20 protein-coding genes and 1 pseudogene are annotated in these 22,612 nt (G+C 41.1%); 1 reads left to right on the forward strand and 20 read right to left on the reverse strand.

Annotation, left to right across the window (positions count from 1 at the left end):
- Positions 1-95: 95 nt before the first annotated feature.
- The 13 genes and pseudogenes from RR45_RS04920 to RR45_RS04975 all read right to left on the reverse strand — a co-directional run bounded on the left by RR45_RS04920 (position 96) and on the right by RR45_RS04975 (position 10,929).
- A complete protein-coding gene (locus RR45_RS04920; protein ID WP_143188743.1) occupies positions 96-776 on the reverse strand; it encodes a DUF4230 domain-containing protein in 681 nt (226 codons plus the stop codon).
- A gap of 60 nt (positions 777-836) precedes the next feature.
- The gene (locus RR45_RS04925) at positions 837-1,559 is read right to left on the reverse strand and encodes an NADPH-dependent oxidoreductase (RefSeq protein WP_031366751.1); all 723 of its coding nucleotides are present in this window, start codon (positions 1,557-1,559) and stop codon (positions 837-839) included.
- Positions 1,549-2,439, reverse strand: a complete 891-nt coding sequence (gene dnaI, locus RR45_RS04930; protein WP_096823162.1) for a primosomal protein DnaI — start codon at positions 2,437-2,439, stop codon at positions 1,549-1,551. The genes RR45_RS04925 and dnaI overlap by 11 nt, the downstream gene beginning before the upstream one ends.
- Before the next feature lies 1 nt (position 2,440).
- A complete protein-coding gene (locus RR45_RS04935) occupies positions 2,441-3,625 on the reverse strand; it encodes a DnaD domain protein (protein WP_031366749.1) in 1,185 nt (394 codons plus the stop codon).
- A gap of 52 nt (positions 3,626-3,677) precedes the next feature.
- Positions 3,678-4,130, reverse strand: coding sequence for a transcriptional regulator NrdR (gene nrdR / locus RR45_RS04940; protein ID WP_031366748.1), 453 nt, complete (start codon positions 4,128-4,130; stop codon positions 3,678-3,680).
- Positions 4,131-4,133: 3 nt separating this feature from the next.
- Positions 4,134-4,778: pseudogene (gene trmB / locus RR45_RS04945) on the reverse strand (tRNA (guanosine(46)-N7)-methyltransferase TrmB); the annotation flags it as partial.
- Positions 4,779-4,900: 122 nt separating this feature from the next.
- Complete coding sequence (locus RR45_RS04950) at positions 4,901-5,701, reverse strand: phosphotransferase family protein (protein WP_031366746.1); 801 nt, start codon at positions 5,699-5,701, stop codon at positions 4,901-4,903.
- A gap of 42 nt (positions 5,702-5,743) precedes the next feature.
- Positions 5,744-5,992: a Veg family protein gene (locus tag RR45_RS04955; RefSeq protein WP_031366745.1), complete on the reverse strand. Its 249-nt coding sequence runs from the start codon at positions 5,990-5,992 to the stop codon at positions 5,744-5,746.
- 98 nt (positions 5,993-6,090) lie between these two features.
- Positions 6,091-7,452: a replicative DNA helicase gene (dnaB, locus tag RR45_RS04960; protein ID WP_031366744.1), complete on the reverse strand. Its 1,362-nt coding sequence runs from the start codon at positions 7,450-7,452 to the stop codon at positions 6,091-6,093.
- Entirely contained in the window at positions 7,453-7,905 is a 453-nt protein-coding gene (gene rplI / locus RR45_RS04965) for a 50S ribosomal protein L9 (RefSeq protein WP_031366743.1), read from the reverse strand. It lies immediately after the preceding gene.
- A 48-nt stretch (positions 7,906-7,953) separates the two neighbouring features.
- Complete coding sequence (locus RR45_RS11190) at positions 7,954-8,130, reverse strand: hypothetical protein (RefSeq protein WP_167362590.1); 177 nt, start codon at positions 8,128-8,130, stop codon at positions 7,954-7,956.
- Positions 8,131-8,175: 45 nt separating this feature from the next.
- Positions 8,176-10,143 (reverse strand): GGDEF domain-containing protein, encoded by a 1,968-nt coding sequence (locus tag RR45_RS04970; protein ID WP_031366742.1) that lies wholly within the window; start codon positions 10,141-10,143, stop codon positions 8,176-8,178.
- A gap of 144 nt (positions 10,144-10,287) precedes the next feature.
- Positions 10,288-10,929 carry an HAD family hydrolase gene (locus tag RR45_RS04975; protein ID WP_031366741.1) on the reverse strand — a complete coding sequence of 214 codons (642 nt, stop codon included), beginning with the start codon at positions 10,927-10,929 and terminating at the stop codon, positions 10,288-10,290.
- A 198-nt stretch (positions 10,930-11,127) separates the two neighbouring features.
- On the opposite strand from RR45_RS04975, the gene RR45_RS04980 reads away from it, so the two are divergent.
- Complete coding sequence (locus RR45_RS04980; protein ID WP_031366740.1) at positions 11,128-12,480, forward strand: aspartate kinase; 1,353 nt, start codon at positions 11,128-11,130, stop codon at positions 12,478-12,480.
- 305 nt (positions 12,481-12,785) lie between these two features.
- Here the strand turns inward: RR45_RS04980 and RR45_RS04985 are convergent, their stop codons facing one another.
- The 7 genes from RR45_RS04985 to RR45_RS05015 form a co-directional block, all read right to left on the reverse strand.
- On the reverse strand, positions 12,786-14,192 hold the full coding sequence (locus tag RR45_RS04985; protein ID WP_031366739.1) for a Cof-type HAD-IIB family hydrolase: 1,407 nt from the start codon (positions 14,190-14,192) through the stop codon (positions 12,786-12,788).
- Positions 14,193-14,422: 230 nt separating this feature from the next.
- Entirely contained in the window at positions 14,423-15,424 is a 1,002-nt protein-coding gene (argF, locus tag RR45_RS04990) for an ornithine carbamoyltransferase (RefSeq protein WP_031366738.1), read from the reverse strand.
- 112 nt (positions 15,425-15,536) lie between these two features.
- Positions 15,537-17,144 (reverse strand): alpha,alpha-phosphotrehalase, encoded by a 1,608-nt coding sequence (gene treC, locus RR45_RS04995; protein ID WP_031366737.1) that lies wholly within the window; start codon positions 17,142-17,144, stop codon positions 15,537-15,539.
- A 91-nt stretch (positions 17,145-17,235) separates the two neighbouring features.
- The gene (treP, locus tag RR45_RS05000; RefSeq protein ID WP_031366736.1) at positions 17,236-19,209 is read right to left on the reverse strand and encodes a PTS system trehalose-specific EIIBC component; all 1,974 of its coding nucleotides are present in this window, start codon (positions 19,207-19,209) and stop codon (positions 17,236-17,238) included.
- Between the two features lie 256 nt (positions 19,210-19,465).
- Entirely contained in the window at positions 19,466-20,494 is a 1,029-nt protein-coding gene (locus RR45_RS05005) for a Gfo/Idh/MocA family protein (RefSeq protein ID WP_031366735.1), read from the reverse strand.
- Positions 20,495-20,527: 33 nt separating this feature from the next.
- Positions 20,528-21,496, reverse strand: coding sequence for a sugar phosphate isomerase/epimerase family protein (locus RR45_RS05010; RefSeq protein WP_031366734.1), 969 nt, complete (start codon positions 21,494-21,496; stop codon positions 20,528-20,530).
- Between the two features lie 40 nt (positions 21,497-21,536).
- Positions 21,537-22,607: a Gfo/Idh/MocA family protein gene (locus RR45_RS05015; RefSeq protein WP_031366733.1), complete on the reverse strand. Its 1,071-nt coding sequence runs from the start codon at positions 22,605-22,607 to the stop codon at positions 21,537-21,539.
- Positions 22,608-22,612 lie beyond the last annotated feature (5 nt).

A 22,612-nucleotide genomic window follows, 5' to 3' on the forward strand; every position in this document is an offset into this window, starting at 1 on the left:
AAAAAATTGTAAAACAATAATATGAGTCATTGAAAACAATACAAAATCGATAAAATAAGTTCATGACATCAATAAGATATCATGAACTTATTTTTTTATTTATCAACATTGACAAATGTAAAATCTTTTTCAGTTAAAGCAACCTTAACTGGTTTTTCTGTTGCTTTGGATAGAAATTCACCTAGTGCTTTATTTGTATCCTTAACAACCTTCTGCTTGACTGTATCATCCATTGAAACATTTTCGCTGGCTGTCACATCAACACTTTTTAAATTATCTTGCATGAATTGATTAGCATCTTTTCTATTTGTAAAGATATCAACGACCTTATCAAATGCACCATTACTATCTTTTTCAATTTCTGTTTTGCTATAATCAATTTGTGAATCTACTTCAACAATAAGTGGTTCTGTCACTGTGAAAACATTGTTTTTCACTTTAATAGCCTCACTCGAGATTTTCGACAAGTCTAAAGCAAAATCTGTCTCTACAACAGCTTTGATCGTCATATTTCGCCCTGAAAAAATAGAAACAAGACCTTTACCAAGCTCATTCCATTCCTTTACCAATTCTGGTTCTAAGGCGACTTTTTTAACTTCTTTTGAGGTTGTTTTTGTTACTTTTAGTTTAGCTTGCGACTCAATTTTTTGGATGACAAATTCTGTTGTCTCATCTTTTTTCAAAAATCCAAATTTAAAATGTGCTACTGTCGCGCCTATTCCCAAGAGCAAAATAATGACGGCTCCCCAGAAAATAGTAGCTTTGATTTTTTTCATTTCATTTCCCTTTTTAATAGCCTTTCTCAGCATTCCCCTACTGAAAAATTAATCATGCTTTTATTTCATCAAGCCTTTAGCCTGCAAATTTTCAAGTGTTGCTGTTTGTGATGGCGTACCAAATTGTGCGACGATTCGTTCACTCCAGTCGGTACCAAGTCGACGTTCTCCAGAAAACTCTGCTTGCATTTGGTCATAATCCTGAATGACCTTGGTCTCTTGAACTTTGTAGGTCTCGTCAAAGACAACTGCTTCATAAGGCAAACGTGGTTTGACATCATTTTGACGCGCAGGTACCCCTAAAGCTAAGCCAAACAAGGGATAGGTGTAGTCAGGCAAATTCAAAAGCGCTGACAGTTCAGTCGCTTGGTCACGGATCAACCCAACAATTACACCACCATAGCCCAGACTTTCTGCCGCTAAAAGAGTATTTTGCGCAACCAGACTGGCATCAACAGATGAAATCAAGAGATTTTCAATACCTTCTGGATAAAAAACATCTGTATGTAATTTCACTGCTTTTTCAGCACGGTTGAGGTCACCAACAAAGACGAGAAAATTTGAAGCGCCCTTGATTGATTTTTGAGGCTGTAAATCATATATTTTCTGTTTAGTCACTTCATTCGAAATGTTGATAATGGAGTAAGACTGAAAATTTTTCCAAGTAGATGCGGCACGACCAGCTTCAATGATTGTTTTCAAGATGTCAACTGGGATTTTTTCATCTGTAAAATTTCTGACTGATGTGTGTTGCATCATGAGATTGATTGTGTCATTGACCATTGCGACGATTTTCTCCCTCCAAGCGAAACTCTCTTGATAGCTTGCGAACACGTTCCATGACCCGCTTAGCAGACCAAGTTTCATCCCCTTTTTTAGTCATGGCAAGTCGCATCTCAAGCTCATCCATGGTTAAATTCGATGTGAAAAATGTCGGTAAGTTTTCCTGCATCCGATACTGCAAAATCACCTGCAAAATATTATCACGAATCCAATCATTATTACTTTCAGCACCAATGTCATCCAAGACTAAAACTTGGACTTTTTTAATCTCATTAGCCTGCCACTTTAATGCATCAAAACCAGTGTTATCAGAGATAAAAGAAGGGTAATGAATCAAGCTAGTCGCAATCCCCTTCTCTGCCAATTCATTTGCCATAGCAGCCATCATAAAGCTCTTACCAACACCGAATTTGCCATAGAGATAAACGCCGTTTTGATTAGGATAATCTGCTATAAATTCAGCAACAGCCTGATAGGCGGCAACGCGATTGGCATCATCTAAAAGGACATCATTCCAAGTGACATTAGCAAAATCTCTTGGCATACCAATCAATTTAACTCGGCGCTTCTTGATTATTTCAGCTTCTTTCGCCAAGGTTTCTGCTGTTGCACGATAAGTCACATCAGCAAAGCCTTCATTATTAAAGAGAATTGGTTCGTAGCCTGCTATTTTAGTGGGCTCACCAGCGACAAATTTAGCTTTTTCTTTTAAATATTCGTTAAATTTTGACAGAGATTTCGTCACTTGTGCAGATTCAAAACCATTGTCTTGAATAAAAGTTTGAATTTCAGGATTCTCCAAGATTTTGTCTGTTAGTTCCTGATATTTTTTGACGTCTAAACGATTTGCCATCGCATCTGCTATTGATTCCATTGCCATCTTATTCACCACCATTCATTTTGTCAAGTGCCTGACGTTTAATTTTTTCTAGCTCTGCCTGTTGATCTAAGCTGGTTTCATTTTTGTAATCAGGATCATACCAATCCGGTGTTTTACTCCCAACTGGTGCGGCTTTTGGTTGAGTTTTCGTTTTTTGCTGCACTTTCTCTGTCTGATTACGCTGATAGCTTGCTAACCACTTCACTGCTAGCTCGGCTGAGGTCACCTGATCTTTCTTCCAGCGGTTAGCCTGCTCTTCAATATAGTCTGAGACATTAGAATAGCCTCGAATTTCCAAGAAGTAGATGATCAGCATATTTTGGATTTCTAGTGCGACGCCATCACGTGAAAGACGCATAAGGAGTTGCTTTTCTTTTTGAGTCGGATGACCGTCAAAACGGCGTTTCTTAATTTGCGACAGCAGTGCCTCTGGTTTTTCGGACTTGGCTGTTCTGATTAAGGCTTGTTCGGCTTTTGAAAAATCTAATAAACGCGGCTGTTTTTGGTTTTGTGCGATTAAATGACGAGATATATTGGCTGTGTTGAGTGTCTGATCGGCATTTTTTGTCGTTTCTGCTATTTTAAAGAGTTTATACCAATCAAGGTCAAATTTATCTGCCAAGGCATAAAGTGATAACGTGTCCTTGGTTTCATTGGCAAACTGGACGCCTTGATTTTGCATAGCTGTCTTAAAAGCTGCTATATCTAATTTTGTATCTGCCGGCACTGAAATAACTGGTGTTTCAGGTATTTCAGCCACACGGTAGACATCTGAAAATTTTTTAGAGATTTTTTGACCCGAAAAGTCAGAGTCTCTCACCAATTTATCAACGGCGGGTTGACCGATTTTATCCGTTAACAATTGTTTATAAAGACCATCTGCCAGAAAAAGTTCCGGTGTCAAATGGCTTTTTAAATCTAAGGTCAGTTCGCCATGGTCCTCATAAATATCTAGTAAATGCAAGGCTGATAGCTGGTCAAAGCTACTCATCAGCTCATTCAAGCCGTAATCAAGATGATTGAGTAAGTCTGACAGACGACCCTGGTGATTGGGGAAAACACGCAAGAGTTGGTACAAAGCGAAACTTTCTCGTCCAATAATCGGTTGGTAGAACATGACAAAAACACCGGCATCAAAGCTGGTTTTATCAGCGTTTTTAACTGTGAATTTATCAATAGGCCGCATGGTCACTTCCTTACCTAGCTGATAGTGAGCAGAGCTCACTATCAGCTTTTATCTATTTATTCTTATTCGTAATATTGCGTAAGAGATCTTCAAGGTCGCTAACGTCTTTAAAACTGCGATAAACACTCGCGAAACGTACATAAGTGATTTCATCAAGTTCTGCCAACTCTTCCATAACAAACTCGCCAATGGTGTCTGAATGGACTTCATTTTCCGCAAGCATCCGGACTTTGCGCTCAACACGCTCAACTGCTTTTTCAATTGACTCAGAAGACACTGGTCGTTTGCGGGCACTACGTACAATCCCTGTGATAATTTTATCACGGTTAAAGATTTCTCGGGTGTCATCTTTTTTGATGACTAACAAGGGCATTTCTTCAATACGTTCAAAGGTTGTGAAACGATTGCCGCAATTTTCACATTCTCGGCGTCGTCTAATCGCATTTTCAGCCTGACGACTGTCAACGACTTTTGATTCTTCTGATTGACATTTTGGACATTTCATATATTAAAACTGCGCCTCCACTCGGTAGATTACTTGGCCTTTAGAAGAAAATTTTGCCTCGTATTCTGTCATGACATTTTTTTCAGAGAATTCTGTATCAGTATGTAAATCCAACCATACTTGCTGCAAGGTCATACCATATTGACTCATCGATGCTAAAGAGTACTCAAATAAGCCACGGTTATCAGTTTTAAAATGGACTTGTCCATTTTTGACTAAGATTGTTTCGTAGGTTTTCAAAAAATCTTTGTAGGTCAAACGACGTTTTTCATGACGCGTTTTAGGCCATGGGTCTGAGAAATTCAAGTAAACTAAGTCTACTTCGCCATCCGCAAAATAATTGGTTAAGCTACTCCCATCAACATGCAAGAGTTGCACATTCGGCAGGTTCATGTCGAGTACCTTATCTAAAGCGTAGGATAAAACTGTCAATTGCATATCAATGGCGATATAGTTAATGTCTGGATGACGTTCTGCCATACCTGTAATAAATGCCCCTTTTCCTGAACCGACTTCAATATGGATAGTGTGGTTATTACCAAATTTCTCTGCCCATTTACCTTTAAAGGCCTCTGGGTTTTCAACCACATATTGGGTGTTGGCTGCCATCATCTCTGGGGCACCTTTACGATTTCTAACTCGCATCTTTTTTCTTTCACTCCTATGTTAATGCATGACGCAATTTATATTTTTTGAGTAGAAAAGCTTAAACACCTGGTTTAAACTTTTTCCCTTTAACTGAAACAAGGAGACGCTAGTCTCCCCATACATTATTTAAAAATGTTACAAAAATTTCGCAAACCTAGAATTTCTAAATTCGCAGCCTGTAAATTGTCAGACCATAAATTTTCGTTGATCTGTTTTAAAAATGATAGTGTCCCATACCATTTTATTTTAACAAACGTTTCTTCATCCACCCGATAACCTGAGTATTCTAACCATTCCCGCCATTGATTTGGGGCAATGTAGTGGCTCAACAGATGTGCAACATCTACAAAGGCATCTGATAAAGCTACCGTATCCCAGTCTACTAGGTAAATTTTACCACTGTGGTCATTTTTTAACCAGTTATGGTGGTTAACATCACCATGGACGACGACAGCATTTTGTGCATCAAACCTAGGTGTCGCTTCGCGTAATTCTGATAAGGCATTTGACAAGTATGAATTTTGAATTAAACTTCTATGCGCATGTTGATGTAATTTATCCACCAGTTGTTTCGGTGTGGTCACATCGTTGCCAAATTTTTTGAAGGCTTCTACTAGCATTTTGCTGTGATGAAGGGTAGCAAGTGTCTGATTGACTTGCATATCTCCCATTTCAGTTGCTGCAAGCACGACACCGTCAACCCAAGATTGTGCCGTTAACATATCACCATTGCTATTGCGCTTGGTCCAAATAATTTTTGGCGTCAAACCTACTTGTGAAATTGATGCCAGAAGAGGGCTAGCATTGACTTTAACGAATGCCTTTTGGCTACCAAAAGTTGCATAAAAAACGTTATTCACACTTTGACCAAATGAGTTATTGAGTGGCACGTAGTGCCAATCCGCTTCGTTACCTTCCATCATGCTGATAGACCCCTCCTTTCTTTCTGATATCAAATGACTGCCTTATCCTTTATAATGAATCAACATTGACTGTGTTAAAATGTCAGCGTACATATAAGATTCAACGATTTTTTGACCACGTGGCAATATTTTTTCAACGACAAAATGTGTATCAAAAACTTCTGTCACGGTCACTTTATGACGGTTTTCACGTTTACGACCATAATGATCTGTAATCTCTACATCTTCACCTAGATGTGAGGCCACCTCTTTTTTAATCTCAATGATTTTTCCAACTTCTTGACTATCCATATCGCTCTCGTTTCTTTGATTTCCTTAGTTCACATGCTGTGAACTTTTACAGTATTTCTATTATAACATGAAAGGTCTACTAAAATCTACACTAGATTTTAGTAGCCTTGACTTGCTTCATGATGCGTGTCAATGCTGGTAAACTTGGTAAATTGCCCCACCCACATTAACTCGGCAGTACCGGTTTCACCTGATCGGTTCTTAGCAAATATAATTTCAGCTTTATTATCAATTTCGACTTCTGGATCATTGGCGTTTTGATAATAAGCCTCACGATGAATAAAAGCGACAATATCGGCATCTTGTTCTATTGAACCTGACTCCCGCAAATCTGATAATTTAGGGCGTTTATCCTCACGTTGCTCAACACCACGGCTGAGCTGGCTGAGCGCAATAACAGGGACTTTTAATTCTTTAGCTAGAACTTTCAACTGCCGTGAGATTTCTGATACTTCTTGTTGACGATTTTCTTTACCTGTTCCTGAAATCAACTGTAAATAGTCAATTAGAATCAAACCTAGATTGCCTTGCTCTTGGGCCAATTTCCGTGACCTTGCTCGAATCTCTGTGATTTTAATACCAGGTGAATCATCGACGTAGATACTTCTATCTGCCAAGGCGCCTTGTGCAATAATTAAATTGCTCCAGTCATCATCGGTTAACTTACCCGTTCGCAAAGCATGTGCATCAATTAATCCTTCTGATGAAACCATCCGGTTAACTAAACTTTCTGCTCCCATTTCCAGAGAAAAGATGGCAACGGTCTGCCCGAGTTTTCCGATATTTGAAGCAATGTTCAAGGCAAAAGCGGTTTTCCCCATGGCTGGGCGGGCAGCTAAGATAATTAGCTCGCCTTCATGTAGACCGGTCGTTTTCTCATCAAGTGATGGAAAGCCAGTTGAAATGCCGGTCACCGTCGATTTCAATTTTGATAAACGCTCGATTTCATCGTAGTTAATATCAATGATTTCAGATATTTTACGAAATCCTGAGCGTGTCCGACCTTCTGTGACGGCGACGATACCTTTTTCTGCCTCAGCGATGATGTCGTCGGCTGCCTCTTCTTGAGAATAGGCACGTTCGACTGATTCAGTCAACTGGCTGATTAACTTACGTAGTAAAGATTTTTCAGCTACAATTTTAGCATAGAAAACCGCGTGGGCCGCTGTTGGTGTACTCGTTGCCAATTCAGCGATATAGGAAATACCACCGATTGTTTCCAAATCTCCTTGGTTTTCCAATAAGGAATGGACGGTTAAAACATCAATTGGGCTACGCTCATCTTGTAGGCGTAGCATGATGCGAAAAATAATCTTGTGCGATGTCTTATAAAAATCATCAGCTGTGACGTATTCTGATACTTCAATCAAGCGGTCACTATCAAGGAAAATTGCCCCAAGGACAGCTTGTTCAGCTGCTAAATCTTGAGGCGGTGCCTTGAGCACATCAATATCTGCCATTTACTTCTCCGAAATTTTAACGCGAATCGTTGCCGTTACATCTTTGTGCAATTTAACTGGTACATCTTTCAAGCCAATAGCTTTAATCGGGTAGGCTAATTGAATTTTATGTTTGTCTAGTTTGAGGTTAAATTGCGCATTGAGGGCATCCGCAATTTTTTTTGAATTGATGGCACCAAAGAGGCGTCCATCTGCGCCAACTTTTTCTTTGATGTCAACAATTGTTGATTCTTTTTCAAGTTCAGCTTTAAGGGCTTGCGCTTCAGCCAAGATTTCAGCCTCTGCTTTTTGCTCTGCTTTGACTTGACCTTTCAACTCAGCCATAGCTTTACCAGTTGCCTCTTTGGCTAGATTTTTTTTGATTAAAAAGTTTTGTGCAAAACCAGTTGGGACCTCTTTCACTTCACCTCGCTTGCCTTTACCTTTAACATCTTGTAAAAAAATGACTTTCATTTTATTTCTCCTTTATAACATAACTAATCGTTTTAATACTAAGCTGACTCAATAGCCTTTTAACATAAAATAGATGACATACACCCAGCTAAACAAACCATGAATACATGCCCAAGCGATACTATGCCACTTGACATATGAAATGACGATCGCAAGTGCGCAGCCGAACGTGATACCGCTACTCGCAATTGAGCGTGTTCTGTTATCTTGAGTCTTACCAGCCATACATTACCTCTCTCAGATGGTCTCCATCATTTTATGCTATATTATCTATTTGTCATCACCAGAGCGATTTAAGAGTTTTAATAAATCATCTCTCACTTCAGTTGGGGTTTTCTCATAAATTTGCGCTGCTGCATTATTGAAATGTCCGCCACCACCAAATTTTTCCATAATACGTTGGACGTTGAAGTCTCCTGACGATCTAGCGGAAATAGCTACATAACCATTTTCATGATTGACAATCGTAAATGAGGCATCAATTCCCACCATATTTAAGAGTGTATCCGCTGCTTTTGCGATTGTAACATTGTCATACATTTTGCGGTAGAGCCCGATACCTATGGCAATGTTGTCATGAAATTCAGCGTTGAGGACAATTTCGTTAATCTTCTTGTATTTGTCAAACTCTGTCGCCAGGAATTTTTTAATTAGATTGTTATCTGCGCCCTGGGAACGGAGAAATGACGCTGCCTCAAAGGTTCTAGCAGTTGTGCCTTTGGAGAATTTCTGTGTATCGACTGAAATGCCTGCCAGGGCAATTGATGCTTCCACTTTTGACATTTTTTGTTTCTGATCATTTTGGTACTGTAAGACTTCAACCACCAACTCAGAAGCTGATGATGCCCCACTCTCAATATAAGTCAGTAAAGCATTTTTCGGGAAGTCATCATCACGACGATGGTGGTCAATTACTACGACTTTATCAAAACTCTTATAGAAATCATAATCCATGGTTTGACTTGTCTTCGAATGGTCAACCATAATCAACAGCGAGTTCGATTTTTTCAGCTCGTACGCGGTATCCATCCGGATAATGTGGGCAAAGCCATCTTTTGATTCATTGAGCTTGGCAATGGCACGCTCAACGTCAGGTAAAAGTTGTTTTTCGTCATAAACAATAAAAGCCTCTTTATCGTTCATATTGGCGAAAATTTTTGTTGCAACTGCTGCACCCAATGCATCCATGTCTGGATATTTATGTCCCATAACAAAGACATTCTCAGACTCTAACACAATCGTTCGAAGTGCTGTCGCAATCGCCCTCGCTCGTGTCCGAGATTTTTGAGTATGGCTGGCTGAGTTGCCACCAAAATAAATTGGCTTGGCGGTGTTAATGTTTTCTTTAATTACCACTTGATCTCCACCACGAACAAGTGCCAACTCTAAGTTATCAAGTGCTGTTTTACCAATCTTAGAAAAGTTTTCTAAACCGTAGGACATCCCGATAGACAAGGTCAGAGAAAAGTTTTTTTCTGTCGCCTCCTCACGAAAGGCGTTCACAAATTTAAACTTATCATCCATGATTTGCTTCAACGTTAGATAATTCGTATAAATATAGTAGCGACTGGCATTATATCGACTAATATAAACGTTATATTTGTTAGAAAAAGCATCGATTTTCGTCGCAATGAAATTATTAATAATCGTTCGACTACTGTCAGAAATCAAATCAGTCGTATCATCATAATTATCGACTGAAATAATCCCAATTACAGGACGGCTTTCACGCGTAATCGTTTTCGCCACAACCTCACTGGTCGCATCTATAAAATAAAGTAGTTTCTTTTTATGGTCAACTTTAATCGCATACTTTTTTTGTCCGACAGACAGGTATTGCATGCCTTGGTCATCAATATCCTGCACAATTTCTTTTATTTTATCGGCCTCTAATTTATCTTCATCATTGGAAAAGATAATATCGACATATGGGTTAAACCACTCGGGCGTATAATCAAACTCAGAATATCGCAATACGCCTATTGGCATCGTGTCGAGTGTCGCATTCAGTGAATTTTCTGCGGTTTCATTGAGTTCGCGGATATTATCGAGATTGTTAGCCATCACCACACGCGCACGGGCTAATAAAAGAAACATCACAATTAAATTCACAACTAACAATAAGACCAGCTCAGTTTGTTGAAATTCTGCCAAGCGCAAAATAATCACTTCGCATAAATACACCACCGTCATCGAAATGATGATAATAAGTGGTAAAAATCTTTCGTAACGTTTCACGTCTATTCACCTCGTTCTGAAGTTTCTGACTTTTGTTAATACAGTTATCAACGCTTTTTGATACCTAGCAACTAAGTCATAATGGTTCATTTTACCATATTTTAGCTGTTTTTTCAACGATTCAAGGTGGCAACTTAGCACAGTCTACAAATGACTCGCAATCTCAGTTAAATTATTAAACAATTCATCCGCCCGAGACTGATCCAAACCAAACACATTGTCTCTAATTCCCCAGACTGTCGCACCTGAGTCAACCCCAGCCGCGATACCTTTCTCACTATCCTCAATCACCAAAGTCTCCTTTGGATCCATACCTAACCGCGCCATCGCAACCTCATAAATTTCCGGATTTGGCTTAGACTCCTCGAAATCTTCACCCGATAAAACCACCTCAAAATAGGGCAATAGCCCCGTCAGTTTCATCGCCCTTAAAATCTCTAGTTTAATGGTACTAGACGCAAGCCCAAGTTTGTAGCCCTTGGCTTTTAAAGCGTCTAAAGTAGATTTAGCATCTGAAAATAAGAGTGTATCATAAGGAATCGCATGGGCAAGTTTATATTGGGTGTACTCAGCCTGCAAAGCAGGTACATCCCACTTATCATAGTCATCTCTTAAAATCATATACCAAACCTGTCTCATGTTGCCCCCAATGAAATCAAGTGGCGACAAGTGGGCAATCGAAATCCCTTTGCTATCTAAAAAATTCTGACGTCTCGTGTAATAATAGGGCTCAGTATCTACTAAAACACCATCCATATCAAAAATAATCGCTTTAAATTTATTCATAAATACTATTTTACCAAATTTTTTGATATTTCGTATTGAAAGTTTTCAGAATTTTCGCTAAAATAGATATAATACAATCCAAAACCGAGCAACAGCTCAGTATCATGACACAATACCGCCCCCTAAGCTGTGATAAGTTTCTACACCAAGTAGCATAATCTTCACAATATCTTAGAATAATCAAAGGAAAATCTCATCTTGAAAGTTATTAAATTTGGTGGCTCTTCACTCGCAAGTGCCGAACAACTCACAAAAGTCCGCAACATCGTCAAAAATGACCCGACCCGCAAATTCGTTGTTGTTTCAGCACCTGGCAAACGCGATGCCAATGATACAAAAGTAACGGATGCCCTGATTGCTTACTATAAAACCTACAAAAACGGTGATGATGTCATAGCCAACCAGGATTGGATTATTGCACGCTATCAATCCATTTGTGACGAACTAGGCATCACAGGCAATGTTATGACCAAGATTGCCGCAGACATCAAAGATCTCGCCACACTGCCAATCAAAGGCAATAAATTCCTCTATGATACCTTTCTAGCCGCAGGCGAAAACAACAACGCCAAACTCATCGCCGAATACTTTAGCGAAAATGGTATTAACGCCAAATACATCCACCCACAAGATGCCGGCATCATCGTCACACCTGAGCCAGGAAACGCTCGCCTCCTACCGTCTAGTAACGAAAAAATCAACTACCTCAACGAACTAGAAGAAACCCTCGTCATCCCAGGATTCTTCGGCGTCACAGAAAAAGGCGACATCTGCACCTTCTCACGTGGTGGCTCTGATATCACCGGCTCAATCATCGCAGCCGGCGTTCATGCCGAACTCTATGAAAACTTCACTGACGTTGACGGCATCTTTGCCGCCCACCCCGGTATCATCAACCAACCAACCTCAATCCCTGAACTCACCTACAAGGAAATGCGTGAGCTCGCTTATGCCGGTTTCTCTGTTTTACATGACGAGGCTTTATTGCCCGCCTACAGAGCAAGTGTGCCACTCGTGATTAAGAATACCAATAATCCTGAGCATCCCGGTACAAGAATCGTTGCTAAACGTAGCGTCACAGGCAGTCCAGTTGTCGGCATCGCAGCCGATGGAGACTTTACTTCACTCAACATCTCCAAATATCTCATGAACCGAGAAATCGGTTTTGGGCGCAAAGTCCTTCATATCCTTGAAAATCTCGGCATCCGTTTCGAGCATATGCCAACAGGGATTGATGACATGAGCGTCATCATGCGCAATCGTTATTTGACGAAACAAATTGAACGCTCAGTCATTCAAAATCTGACAGAAAGCTTGCAGCCTGATGTCCTACATTTTGAAAAAAATCTCTCAATCATCATGATTGTTGGTGAAGATATGAACGAACATATCGGGGTCACAGCCCGTGCAGCTAACGCCCTAGCCAAAGACGGCATCAATATCGAAATGCTATCCCAAGGCTCATCAGAAGTCTCAGTCATGTTTATCGTCAAATCAGACCAAGAAAAAGCTGCGATTAAAGCGCTCTATGGTGCCTTTTTTCAAGACTAATCATATTTTATGTGAGTCCAAAAGTTTTTTTAGAGACAATATGTCAAAATCATCAAAAAAACAAACTAGCTGTTTAAACACCTGATAACAATAAAAACGCTAGAACAATAATCATTTTAAAAATAGGCTATGAACGATTTTTGATATTAATCAGAATCGCTCATAGCCTATTTCCGTGTCACTTTTTGATACATTGCTAATCAGAAAGAATATGAAAGAAAAGAGAAAAAATATGTATTCAATACTTGTTTTCATGTCATGCGCTTCATAAGCTGGACTAAATATCCAAAATATGGGAGGAGTTATTATTGTTCGTCTTTAGCTTTGCTCAATTTACTCATGGCGACGCGAATTTGACGCTCAAGTTCTGCCTCGATTTTGCCTTCTGGGGCGAAGTCTGCTTCCCAGTTATCTGGTTTCATGACTTTATGTGTGACTGGATCAAAATGTGGTTGACCGTCTGGGAAAATTTTCCCCATGTTGGCTTGATGCACGGCTTTAAAAATAGCGTGCGGATCAACACCCATGAGGGCAAAAGAGCCATAGGTAAAGTAGAGCAAGTCCAAAAGGGCATCCACTTCGCCAGTCAAGGCGTTCTCCCCCTCTGGTATCGGTTTGGCCTTAACTTTAGATGCTGCCTTGTCAATCGACTCGTGCAAATTTTCTGTCAACTCATCAAAAACAGGCACATTAGCATTGGCTGCCGCAAATAGAAATTCAACGATTTCCTCAACCTTGAAACCTGCTCGATTACTTGCCTCTTCTGGTAGAAAGACACGCGGCATTTCCTGTGTCTTCCCGTCCATGACGCGGTGAAATTCTTTAACCTTATTAAAGTTATCGTCTTTACTGATAAAACTTGCGGCATGCTTGAAGTTAATCAAGCCAAAATGCGAGAGGGCTTTAGCGATACCGTCTGAGTTGTTGTTATCTGTAATATAACTAGCGACTCTTTTGATGGCTGGTGTGGCATTCCCCATACCAATGCCTAGACCTACACCTGACAGCATTTCCAAATCATTATCTGAATCACCAAATGCCATGACTTGTGAGAGGTCAAAGCCGAATTTTCTCCCGACTTTCTCAATCCCTTTTAATTTAGAATTACCTTTGGTAATCAAATCTGCGGAATAGGCATTGGAACGTGTGGCTTGTAATTCTGGAAAGTTGTCCATGATATCATCTGTTTCATCACTGGTTGCGACCATGATAACTTGATAGACAGGCTGTCTGATATTATCGGCTAGATTTTTAGATTGGGGTTTGATTTTTCTAATGACGTTTTTAAAGCCACTTTTTGTCAAGCCTGACATTTTTTGTGGTAAAATGCTGGCAATCACTTGTGCTGTCCGCGTTTCACCAAATTTAACAAGTCCACTCCCATGGACACCGTTCGCCATGCCGAGAGAGACATCTCTGCCGTGCCGGCGGGAAAATTCAATGACGTCGCGCAAGGTTTTCTTGTCAATTGGCGAAGTTGAGATGACGGCATCGGGTGTGAAGATGTACTGGCCATTGTAAGTCACGGCAAAATCGAGTCCCAGTGTCTCCATTAGAGGCAGGACAAAAGCCGGCCCTCGCCCTGTGGCGACCCCGACTAGTATCTTATTCTTATGTAGCTCAACAATCGCGCGTTTTGTCGTTGCAGCGACATTTCGTGTGCTGGTAAAAAGTGTGCCGTCTAAATCAAAAAAAACTGCCTTGATGTTCATGTCTATCCTTCTGTCTGTCTACTTAAAAAACTTCTACTTCTATTATACAGTTATTTGTAGCAGATGACTGAAATGAATCATAAAATTTCTAAAGAGACTTTTATTTATTCATATTGAGTTAATTATTTTCTCAAAATCATACCAAAATAGACGATGACCAGCTATCGGACATCGTCTATTTTAAATCATTTTCGTACCAACTTCGTTATCAGATTCGTGTTAACTTGAGTTTAGACTTTTGGGACAAAGAGATGACCTAAAGTCGCAGCCATGACTGCCTTGATTGAGTGCAGTCTGTTTTCTGCCTCTTGAAAGACGACAGAATAAGGTGCTTTGAAAATCTCATCTGTCACTTCTAGCTCTGTTAAATCTGACTTCTCATGAATAGCTTGCATTGTTGTCGTTTCCAAATCATGAAAGGCTGGCAGACAGTGCATAAAAATACAGTTAGGGTTGTTAGCTTGCTCAAAAAGCGCGGCATTCACCTGATAAGGCATGAGTTTTTCAATTCGTTCATCGTATTGGTCCTCTTCTCCCATGCTGACCCAGACATCCGTGTAAATGATATCAGCACCATTGACCGCAGCAGTGTCCGCGGTAATCATGATCTGACTGCCTGAATTGACTGCTTTTTCTGCCGCAATAGCCTGGATGTCAGTTGCGGGCTGCAAATCATCTGGTGCTATAATCGTGATGTTGACGCCTAAAATGGCTGAGGTGACCAGGAGAGAATTTGCCATATTATTTCGACCGTCACCGATATAGACGAGGTTTTTACCTGTGTAATCACCGAAAATTTCTTTAATGGTCATGAAGTCTGCGAGCATCTGCGTGGGGTGCCAAGTATCGGTCAGACCATTCCAGACTGGCACGCCAGACTCATCTGCCAGAATCTCGACATCGGTCTGTTTGAACCCACGAAATTGGATGCCGTCAAACATTGCGCCTAAGACTTTGGCGGTGTCTGCAGTCGACTCTTTTTTGCCGAACTGGACATCGTTTGGTCCTAAAAATTCTGGATGTGCGCCTAAATCATTGGCTGCGACAGTAAAAGCAGCACGTGTTCGAGTTGATGTTTTTTCAAACAAAAGAGCGATGTTTTTACCTGCAAGATACTGGTGAGGAATATGCTGATTTTTGAGTGCTTTTAAATGAATGGCAAAATCAATAAGATATGCTAATTCAGCTTGGGTGAAATCAATTTCTTTTAGTAATGAACGTCCTTGAAACATAAAATAGACCTATCTTTCTGTCGTCAGCTGCGTGCTATCCTGTGTGGATAGCGCAACTTATAGTGAATAATAAGTCTATTTTACTGTATATTTATGCAAAAGTCAAGCCTAATTAAATTGCGAAAGCAATGGCTTGATAAGGTTGCAACTGATTAGGCAGATAGGTTGCATAATTATTAATCAAAATCTCGCTATCTACAAAGTCAGCTAACAGTTCAAAATCAACAACTTGATTTGAAAAGTTGGTCAAAACAAGCAATTCACGACCTTCACACTCACGGATGAAAGCATAAATATGCTCAGCATCTTGATAAGCCGCCTGATAAGTGCCGTCTGAAATCAGCTGGTCAGTCTTTCTCAGCTGAATCAACTGCTTGTAAAACTGATACACTTCCCCCGATTGCTCATTTTCAACGTTAATCTCCGCATGATTCCCTGTTGCCAGCCATGGTGTCCCAGTTGAAAAGCCAGCATTGGCTGTATTATCCCACTGCATCGGCGTTCGCGAATTATCCCGCGACTTGATTTGAATAATCTCGAAAGCCTGCTCTGATGTATGCCCAGCTTCCAACAAGGCTTGATAGGCATTAATTGATTCCACATCGACATAGTCTGCCATAGATTTAAAATCTGGGTCAATCATCCCGATTTCCTCGCCCATATAGATATAAGGTGTTCCTCGGCTAAGATGGATACTGGCTGCCAGCATCGTTGCACCTTTCACTCGGAAGTTTTTGTAGTCTATGAAACGATTAATGGCGCGAGGTTGATCATGATTGTTCCAAAACAAAGCATTCCAACCTTGCCCCTCACTCATCTTTTCACCCCAAGTGTGAAAAAGGTGTTTAAGTTGGGCAAAATCAAAAAGTGACTTAGTCCATTTTTGTGCATTTGCATAGTCGACTTTCAAATGATGGAAATTAAATGTCATTGATAATTCTTGACGGTCAGGACGGCTATATAAGATACAGTTATCAATCGTCGTTGAACTCATTTCACCGACTGTCACACTCTCAGCATCCTTGCCAAAACTTGCGGCATTTAACATCTGTAAATAGTCATGCGTTAGCGGTTTATCTGTATATTCAGGCTTACCTTCATTAACAGGATTCGATTTGAGCAAGGCATCCTTACCAATCAAATTAATCACGTCAAATCTAAAGCCATGCACGCCTTTTTCACGCCAGAAGTTGACAACATCAAAGAGTTCTTTTCGAACATTTTCATTGCGCCAGTTTAAATCAGCCTGCGTAACATCAAAGAGGTGGAGGTAGTATCTACCCGTATCGCCAAAAGGTGCCCAGGCACTACCACCAAATTTTGAAACCCAGTCTGTCGGCTCATCTTGGATGAAGAAAAAGTCTTGATAGTAAGGGTCTCCTGCTAAGGCTTTTTGGAACCACTCATGTTCTGTTGATACATGGTTGAGCACCATATCAAGCATGAAATCAATGCCGTGTTTTTTCCCTTCCTGAATCAGTTCTTCAAAGTCAGACATGGTGCCAAATACAGGGTCAATTGAGACATAGTCTGAAATATCGTAGCCGTTATCACGTTGTGGACTGGGATAAATCGGATTAAGCCAAACCATCTCAATCCCTAAATCAGCTAGATAATCCAGTTTTGAGATGATGCCACGAAGGTCTCCGACACCATTTCCAGTTGTGTCGAGGTAAGATTTCGGGTAAATTTGGTATATTACTTGATTTTTAAATGTCATAAGCTTTCTATTTCTATCGCTATTTTTCAATACTAGCGTTTTTAAAATGCCAAAAGGGCGTTACCTTTTCGGTTAGCCCTTTGGGATGCAGTTAAATTTTTGTTGCAGTTAAAAGGTCATCACCTGAGCGGATAGTACGTGGTAATTGACCAGAAACATCTGGTTGGAAACTATCTTGGTTGGTAACGATGACTGGTGTTTCAACGATTAAGCCTTGCTTTTTAATCAAGTCAATATCGAATGTGAGTAGGCGTTGACCTTGTGTCACATGGTCACCCTGGCTGACAAATGCTTCAAAACCTTTACCATCAAGTTTCACGGTATCCATACCGATGTGCATCAGAATTTCTACCCCAGCATCCGAAATCAAACCAATAGCGTGTTTCGTCGGGAAAAAAGCTGAAACGATGCCGTCAAACGGCGCTGTTAGTACCCCTTCACTTGGCTCGATGACAACACCTTGCCCCATAATGCCTTGGCTAAAGACAGGATCGGTTGCTGTTGCTAACTCACGAACTTCCCCTGACAGTGGGCTAGTCACATTGACCAAAGTGCCTTTAGGAATTTCGGTTTTGGCGATTTGTTGCGCACCTTCTAGGGTTGCAGGGTCGCTTGCAAAAGTTGCATCATCAGCACCTACGAGATCGATTTTATTAAAGATACCAGCTTGGCGGAAAAAGAAGGTCAAGATGATTGGGACAACTATCGCAATCATCATTGGAATGATGAATTTCAGCATGTCTTCACCGCGAATGGCGAGGATACCTGGCAAGCCGCCGACGCCGATAGAATTAGCGCGAACGCCCATGAGTGTCGAAACCATGCCTGCGATACCTGAGCCAATCATAGCGGCAACGAAAGGATAGAGGTATTTCAAGTTAATCCCGAACATGGCAGGTTCTGTAACCCCTAACCAAGCTGAGATTGTGGCTGGAACTGAAATTTCTGCCTCTTTCTTGTTTTTCTTGTGTAGGAGGTAGACCGCAAATACTGACGCACCTTGGGCGATATTTGACAAGTCAATAAGTGGCCATAGATTGGTTGACCCAAAGTCTGCGATGAGCTGTGAGTCAATAGCAAGTGTTGTATGGTGCAGTCCGGTAATAACAAGTGGCGCATAGAGAATCCCAAAGATACCACCGAAAAGCCATGAAAGTGATGATGTTAAGCCAGTGTTCACGACAAAGGAGATGCCTTGTCCGATTTTCCAACCGATTGGGCCAATGATGGCATGCGCTGCAATAATCGTTGGAATTAGAGCGAATAATGGTACGAAAATCATCGAAACTGCTTCTGGGATATATTTCCGGAAGAATTTCTCTAAGTAAGCGAGTAGGAAACCAGCAGCCATGGCAGGAATAACTTGGGCTTGGTAGCCAATTTTATCCATGGTGAAAAAACCAAAGTCCCATGACCAGTTTTTAGCAATTTCTGCTGCGGATGTGCCATTTACGGCATAGGCATTAAGCAACTGTGGTGACACGAGCGTAATCCCGAGGACAATCCCTAGAATTTGTGTTGTGCCCATTTTACGTGTGACTGACCAGGCAATCCCGACAGGGAGGAAGTGGAAAATCGCTTCACCTGGGAGCCAGAGGAAACCGTTGACACCCGCCCAAAACTGAGAGTTTTCAACAATTGTTGAACCGCCAAATTGTACACCTTCAAGAATGTTACGGAAACCGAGAATCAAACCACCTACAATAATGGCAGGTAAGAGTGGTGTGAAGATTTCCGATAACGTACCGACTAGTCTTTGCACGACGTTTTGATTTGATTTCGCTGCAGATTTTGCTGCCTCCTTAGAAACGCCTTCAATACCACTGATGGCAGAGAAATCGTTGTAAAAAGTGGCAACATCATTTCCGATAATAACCTGGAACTGACCGGCATTTGTAAACATCCCTTTAGTTGTCGAAATGTTTTCAATTCGTTTTTTGTCAGCCTTAGCGTCGTCATTTAAGACAAAGCGCATACGTGTCGCACAGTGCGTGACGGCAGAAATATTTTCCTTACCGCCAATCGCATCCAACAACTCCTGAGCTTGTTTTTCAAATTTTCCCATGGTGGGGCTCCTTCTTTAAAAGTTTGAGTCCAGTTGCTTTAAACCAAAGCTACTTCTACTCAGATTAAGATTTTGAAACAAAAAATGCAATCATGATGACTTAGTCATCTCTCTGATAACTTGTACGTACAAGTTATCTTGTGTCTTAATTCTAGCATAAAAAAAATTATTTGCAAGCGTTTTCTTTAACTTTTTTTAAAATTTTTTTCAAAAAAATGCCCAACAAAAAAGACAACCTCACGGTCATCCTTTTAAACTACAACTTAACCAAGTCAAATACACTGTCAATCAGACTTAGCACCTTTCGCACTTCATCATTTTTGACAATAGGTGCTGCACCATTTCTCAGCACATCATAAAAATTTTGGTAAAATGACGGAAACTCTGGCAAAACTTCAGTGATTGCCACTTTTTTCGTTGCCTCTTCTGATGGGGGTGCCATCGTTTTCGTCAGCCCAACACCCGCTTTAATTGGTGCTGGTGCTACAAGGTCATCCTGATTAGTTGCCACAACAATTTCACCTGACAAGTCCCAATCATCAATTTTAGCAGCACCATTGAGTCCCTTAACATACCACCGTGGCAATTGACTGTAATTCGTCGTCCCAACTTCAATCAGACTACGTATGCCATTCTCAAATATTAGATAGAGAATAAATCCATCATCAACCTCCTGTCCGAGTACGTAAGAAAAATCAGCCGTCATGCTTTTAATCGGACTATCAATCAACCACAAAATCTGGTCAATCAAATGAACACCCCAGTCTAGTAACATACCACCACCATGTTCAGCTTGTTCTCGCCAGTCACCTGGAATCCCATTGGCCCCCTGAACACGAGACTCAATTTGGAACAAATCGCCAATCTGACCTCTTTGGTACAACTCACGAATAACTAGGAAATCAGGGTCCCAACGTCTATTTTGATGCACCATGAAAGTATTACCAGTCTCAGCCGCAACTGCTAGAATATCATCCAATTCTCCGACATTCATAGCAACCGGCTTTTCACAAATCACTTGTTTGCCGGCACGTAGCGCAGCAATCGACAAAGCCTTGTGCACATCATTTGGCGTAGCAATCAGGATAGCCTCAACTGACACATCATTTAAAACCTGCTCAAGACTATCATAAACCATCAAGCCAGCTTCACGCGCCTTATCCTTCGCCTTCTGAGCAATATCATAAACCCCAACCACATTAACCAACTCGTGCGGCATCAATTCCTTTTGATGATAGCTACCCATGCCACCATAGCCAATAATCACAATATTAATAGCTGTCATTTTCTTACCCCTTTTCAAACTAACAAGACGACCTCACAACCACCACGGATTAGCAGGCTGGTCATGAATCATAACCGAGCGCAAATTCGTAATCGCTCGATTAAGCCCCTCATCAATCGACATAATCGGGTCCTCATGCTCAATACTCAACACATGGTCATACCCATAAATCCGCAAAGCCGACACAATATCAGACCAAACCTTCAAATCATGCCCACAGCCAACCGAGCGGAAAGTCCAAGCCCGCGTTGCCACATTATCATAAGGCTGCATATCCGTCAGACCGTGCATATTAATATTATCCTGATTCAAATACGTATCCTTCGCATGAAAATGGTGTATAGCATTTTTTTCACCTAGAATTTTAATAGCAGCGACAGGATCAATCCCCTGCCACCATAAATGACTAGGGTCGAGATTACATCCGATAGCATCACCAGCAGCGTCTCGCAAGCGCAACATGGTATATGGTGTATGCGCCAAAAAACCACCGTGTAACTCAATCCCGATTTTAACACCAGCAGCAGTCGCATCCGTGTTAATACCTTGCCAATAAGGAATCAATTTCTTTTCCCATTGATAATTATAGGAATCATCGTATTCCGTCGGCCAAGGCAGCACCGGCCAGTTGACTTGTGTATCTGTCGCATTACCACCTGCAACACCTGAGAATCCATTGACTACAGGTACATTCATCAGACTTGCTAGTTTGATTGTTTTATGCAAGAGCTCATCTGCCTCTTTGGCAACATTTTCGAGCGGTGAAATCGGGTTGTTATGACAAGAGAGAGCTGATATTTCCAGATTTTTATCTGATAATTTGTCTAGGTATTCTCTGCGAGCATCACTAGATGCCAATAGTTTATCAATATCTAAATGCGCATTGCCTGGGCTACCGCCAGTTCCGATTTCGACCGTTTGCAAGCCTTTAGATGCGACCTCAGCAATCATCTCGTCAAATGTTAAATTGTTAAATAATGGTGTAAATACGCCTAACTTCATTGGTTATCTCCTCAAATTTAGATCTTGAAAATCTAGTGTCTTATAAATAAACAGGCTCTCCCGTTTTTGCAGACTTGTAAATGCCTTCTAAGATTTGCGTCACAACTAAGGCTTGTTCAGGTTTCACCAGTGGCTCTGTATCGTTAATCACTGCTGCATACCAACTCTCCGCTTCTTTTAAAGCCGGATCGTCTCCTGCACCATCATAAAAATCAACGCCTCCTGTTTCCAGCTCGACTTTTTTCTCGTAAAGTAAGCCGTGATCCTCACCATTAATTGACAAGCCATTATTCATGTCAGCCCCTGCTTTTGTCCCCATGAGGGTTGTTTTCGCCTCTTTGACGTCCAGAGAATTGATTGCCCAGCTCGATTCCAGGTAAATAGTTGCGCCATTTTCCATGACGACAAAACCAATGGCTGAATCTTCGACGGTGAATTTTTCAGGGTCCCAAGGTCCCCAAGCATTCGCTGCGTTTTTCGTACTTGATAATTTATGGTAGGCATTGCCGACGACATACTTGGGTTTGTAATTATCCATCATCCAGAGTGTCAAATCAAGGGCGTGGGTTCCGATGTCAATGAGCGGGCCACCACCTTGTGCCTCTTCGTCAAGGAAAACACCCCAAGTCGGTACTGCACGACGACGAATGGCGTGCGCTTTCGCGGTGTAGACTTCACCTAGCTCGCCGGCCTCGCAGACTGTATGCAAATATTCTGAATCCGTTCTGAAACGATTTTGATAGCCAATTGTGAGTTTTTTGCCTGTCTTTTCGGCTGCCGCAATCATGGCTTTAGCCTCTTCAGATGTTTTCGCCATTGGCTTTTCACACATGACATGACAACCAGCCTCAAGTGCTGCAATCGTGAGTGGCGCGTGTGAAGAATTAGGGGTTAAAACATGCACAGCATCTAAGTCAAGTTTTAACAACTCCTGATAGTCAGTGAAAACTACCGCATCCGCTGTCCCATATTTCTGTTTTGCCTTTTCTGCACGCGCAAGCTCCAAGTCACAAAAAGCAACTAAAGCAACCGTCTCAACTTGCGCAAGCGCTGGCAAATGCTTGCCATTCGCAATTCCACCACAACCAATAATTCCAACTTTTAAAACCATGATAA

The sequence above is a fragment of the Pseudolactococcus chungangensis CAU 28 = DSM 22330 genome (assembly GCF_002441885.1).
Classification (GTDB): Bacteria; Bacillota; Bacilli; order Lactobacillales; family Streptococcaceae; genus Pseudolactococcus; species Pseudolactococcus chungangensis.

What these genes read in the sequence shown, in the direction of transcription:
- RR45_RS04920 (WP_143188743.1), bottom strand. Translation starts at nt 776, where the DNA reads ATGAAAAAAATCAAAGCTACTATTTTCTGGGGAGCCGTCATTATTTTG.
- RR45_RS04925 (WP_031366751.1), bottom strand. Translation starts at nt 1,559, where the DNA reads ATGGTCAATGACACAATCAATCTCATGATGCAACACACATCAGTCAGA.
- dnaI (WP_096823162.1), bottom strand. Translation starts at nt 2,439, where the DNA reads ATGGCAATGGAATCAATAGCAGATGCGATGGCAAATCGTTTAGACGTC.
- RR45_RS04935 (WP_031366749.1), bottom strand. Translation starts at nt 3,625, where the DNA reads ATGCGGCCTATTGATAAATTCACAGTTAAAAACGCTGATAAAACCAGC.
- nrdR (WP_031366748.1), bottom strand. Translation starts at nt 4,130, where the DNA reads ATGAAATGTCCAAAATGTCAATCAGAAGAATCAAAAGTCGTTGACAGT.
- RR45_RS04950 (WP_031366746.1), bottom strand. Translation starts at nt 5,701, where the DNA reads ATGATGGAAGGTAACGAAGCGGATTGGCACTACGTGCCACTCAATAAC.
- RR45_RS04955 (WP_031366745.1), bottom strand. Translation starts at nt 5,992, where the DNA reads ATGGATAGTCAAGAAGTTGGAAAAATCATTGAGATTAAAAAAGAGGTG.
- dnaB (WP_031366744.1), bottom strand. Translation starts at nt 7,452, where the DNA reads ATGGCAGATATTGATGTGCTCAAGGCACCGCCTCAAGATTTAGCAGCT.
- rplI (WP_031366743.1), bottom strand. Translation starts at nt 7,905, where the DNA reads ATGAAAGTCATTTTTTTACAAGATGTTAAAGGTAAAGGCAAGCGAGGT.
- RR45_RS11190 (WP_167362590.1), bottom strand. Translation starts at nt 8,130, where the DNA reads ATGGCTGGTAAGACTCAAGATAACAGAACACGCTCAATTGCGAGTAGC.
- RR45_RS04975 (WP_031366741.1), bottom strand. Translation starts at nt 10,929, where the DNA reads ATGAATAAATTTAAAGCGATTATTTTTGATATGGATGGTGTTTTAGTA.
- RR45_RS04985 (WP_031366739.1), bottom strand. Translation starts at nt 14,192, where the DNA reads ATGAACATCAAGGCAGTTTTTTTTGATTTAGACGGCACACTTTTTACC.
- argF (WP_031366738.1), bottom strand. Translation starts at nt 15,424, where the DNA reads ATGTTTCAAGGACGTTCATTACTAAAAGAAATTGATTTCACCCAAGCT.
- treC (WP_031366737.1), bottom strand. Translation starts at nt 17,144, where the DNA reads ATGACATTTAAAAATCAAGTAATATACCAAATTTACCCGAAATCTTAC.
- treP (WP_031366736.1), bottom strand. Translation starts at nt 19,209, where the DNA reads ATGGGAAAATTTGAAAAACAAGCTCAGGAGTTGTTGGATGCGATTGGC.
- RR45_RS05005 (WP_031366735.1), bottom strand. Translation starts at nt 20,494, where the DNA reads ATGACAGCTATTAATATTGTGATTATTGGCTATGGTGGCATGGGTAGC.
- RR45_RS05010 (WP_031366734.1), bottom strand. Translation starts at nt 21,496, where the DNA reads ATGAAGTTAGGCGTATTTACACCATTATTTAACAATTTAACATTTGAC.
- RR45_RS05015 (WP_031366733.1), bottom strand. Translation starts at nt 22,607, where the DNA reads ATGGTTTTAAAAGTTGGAATTATTGGTTGTGGTGGAATTGCGAATGGC.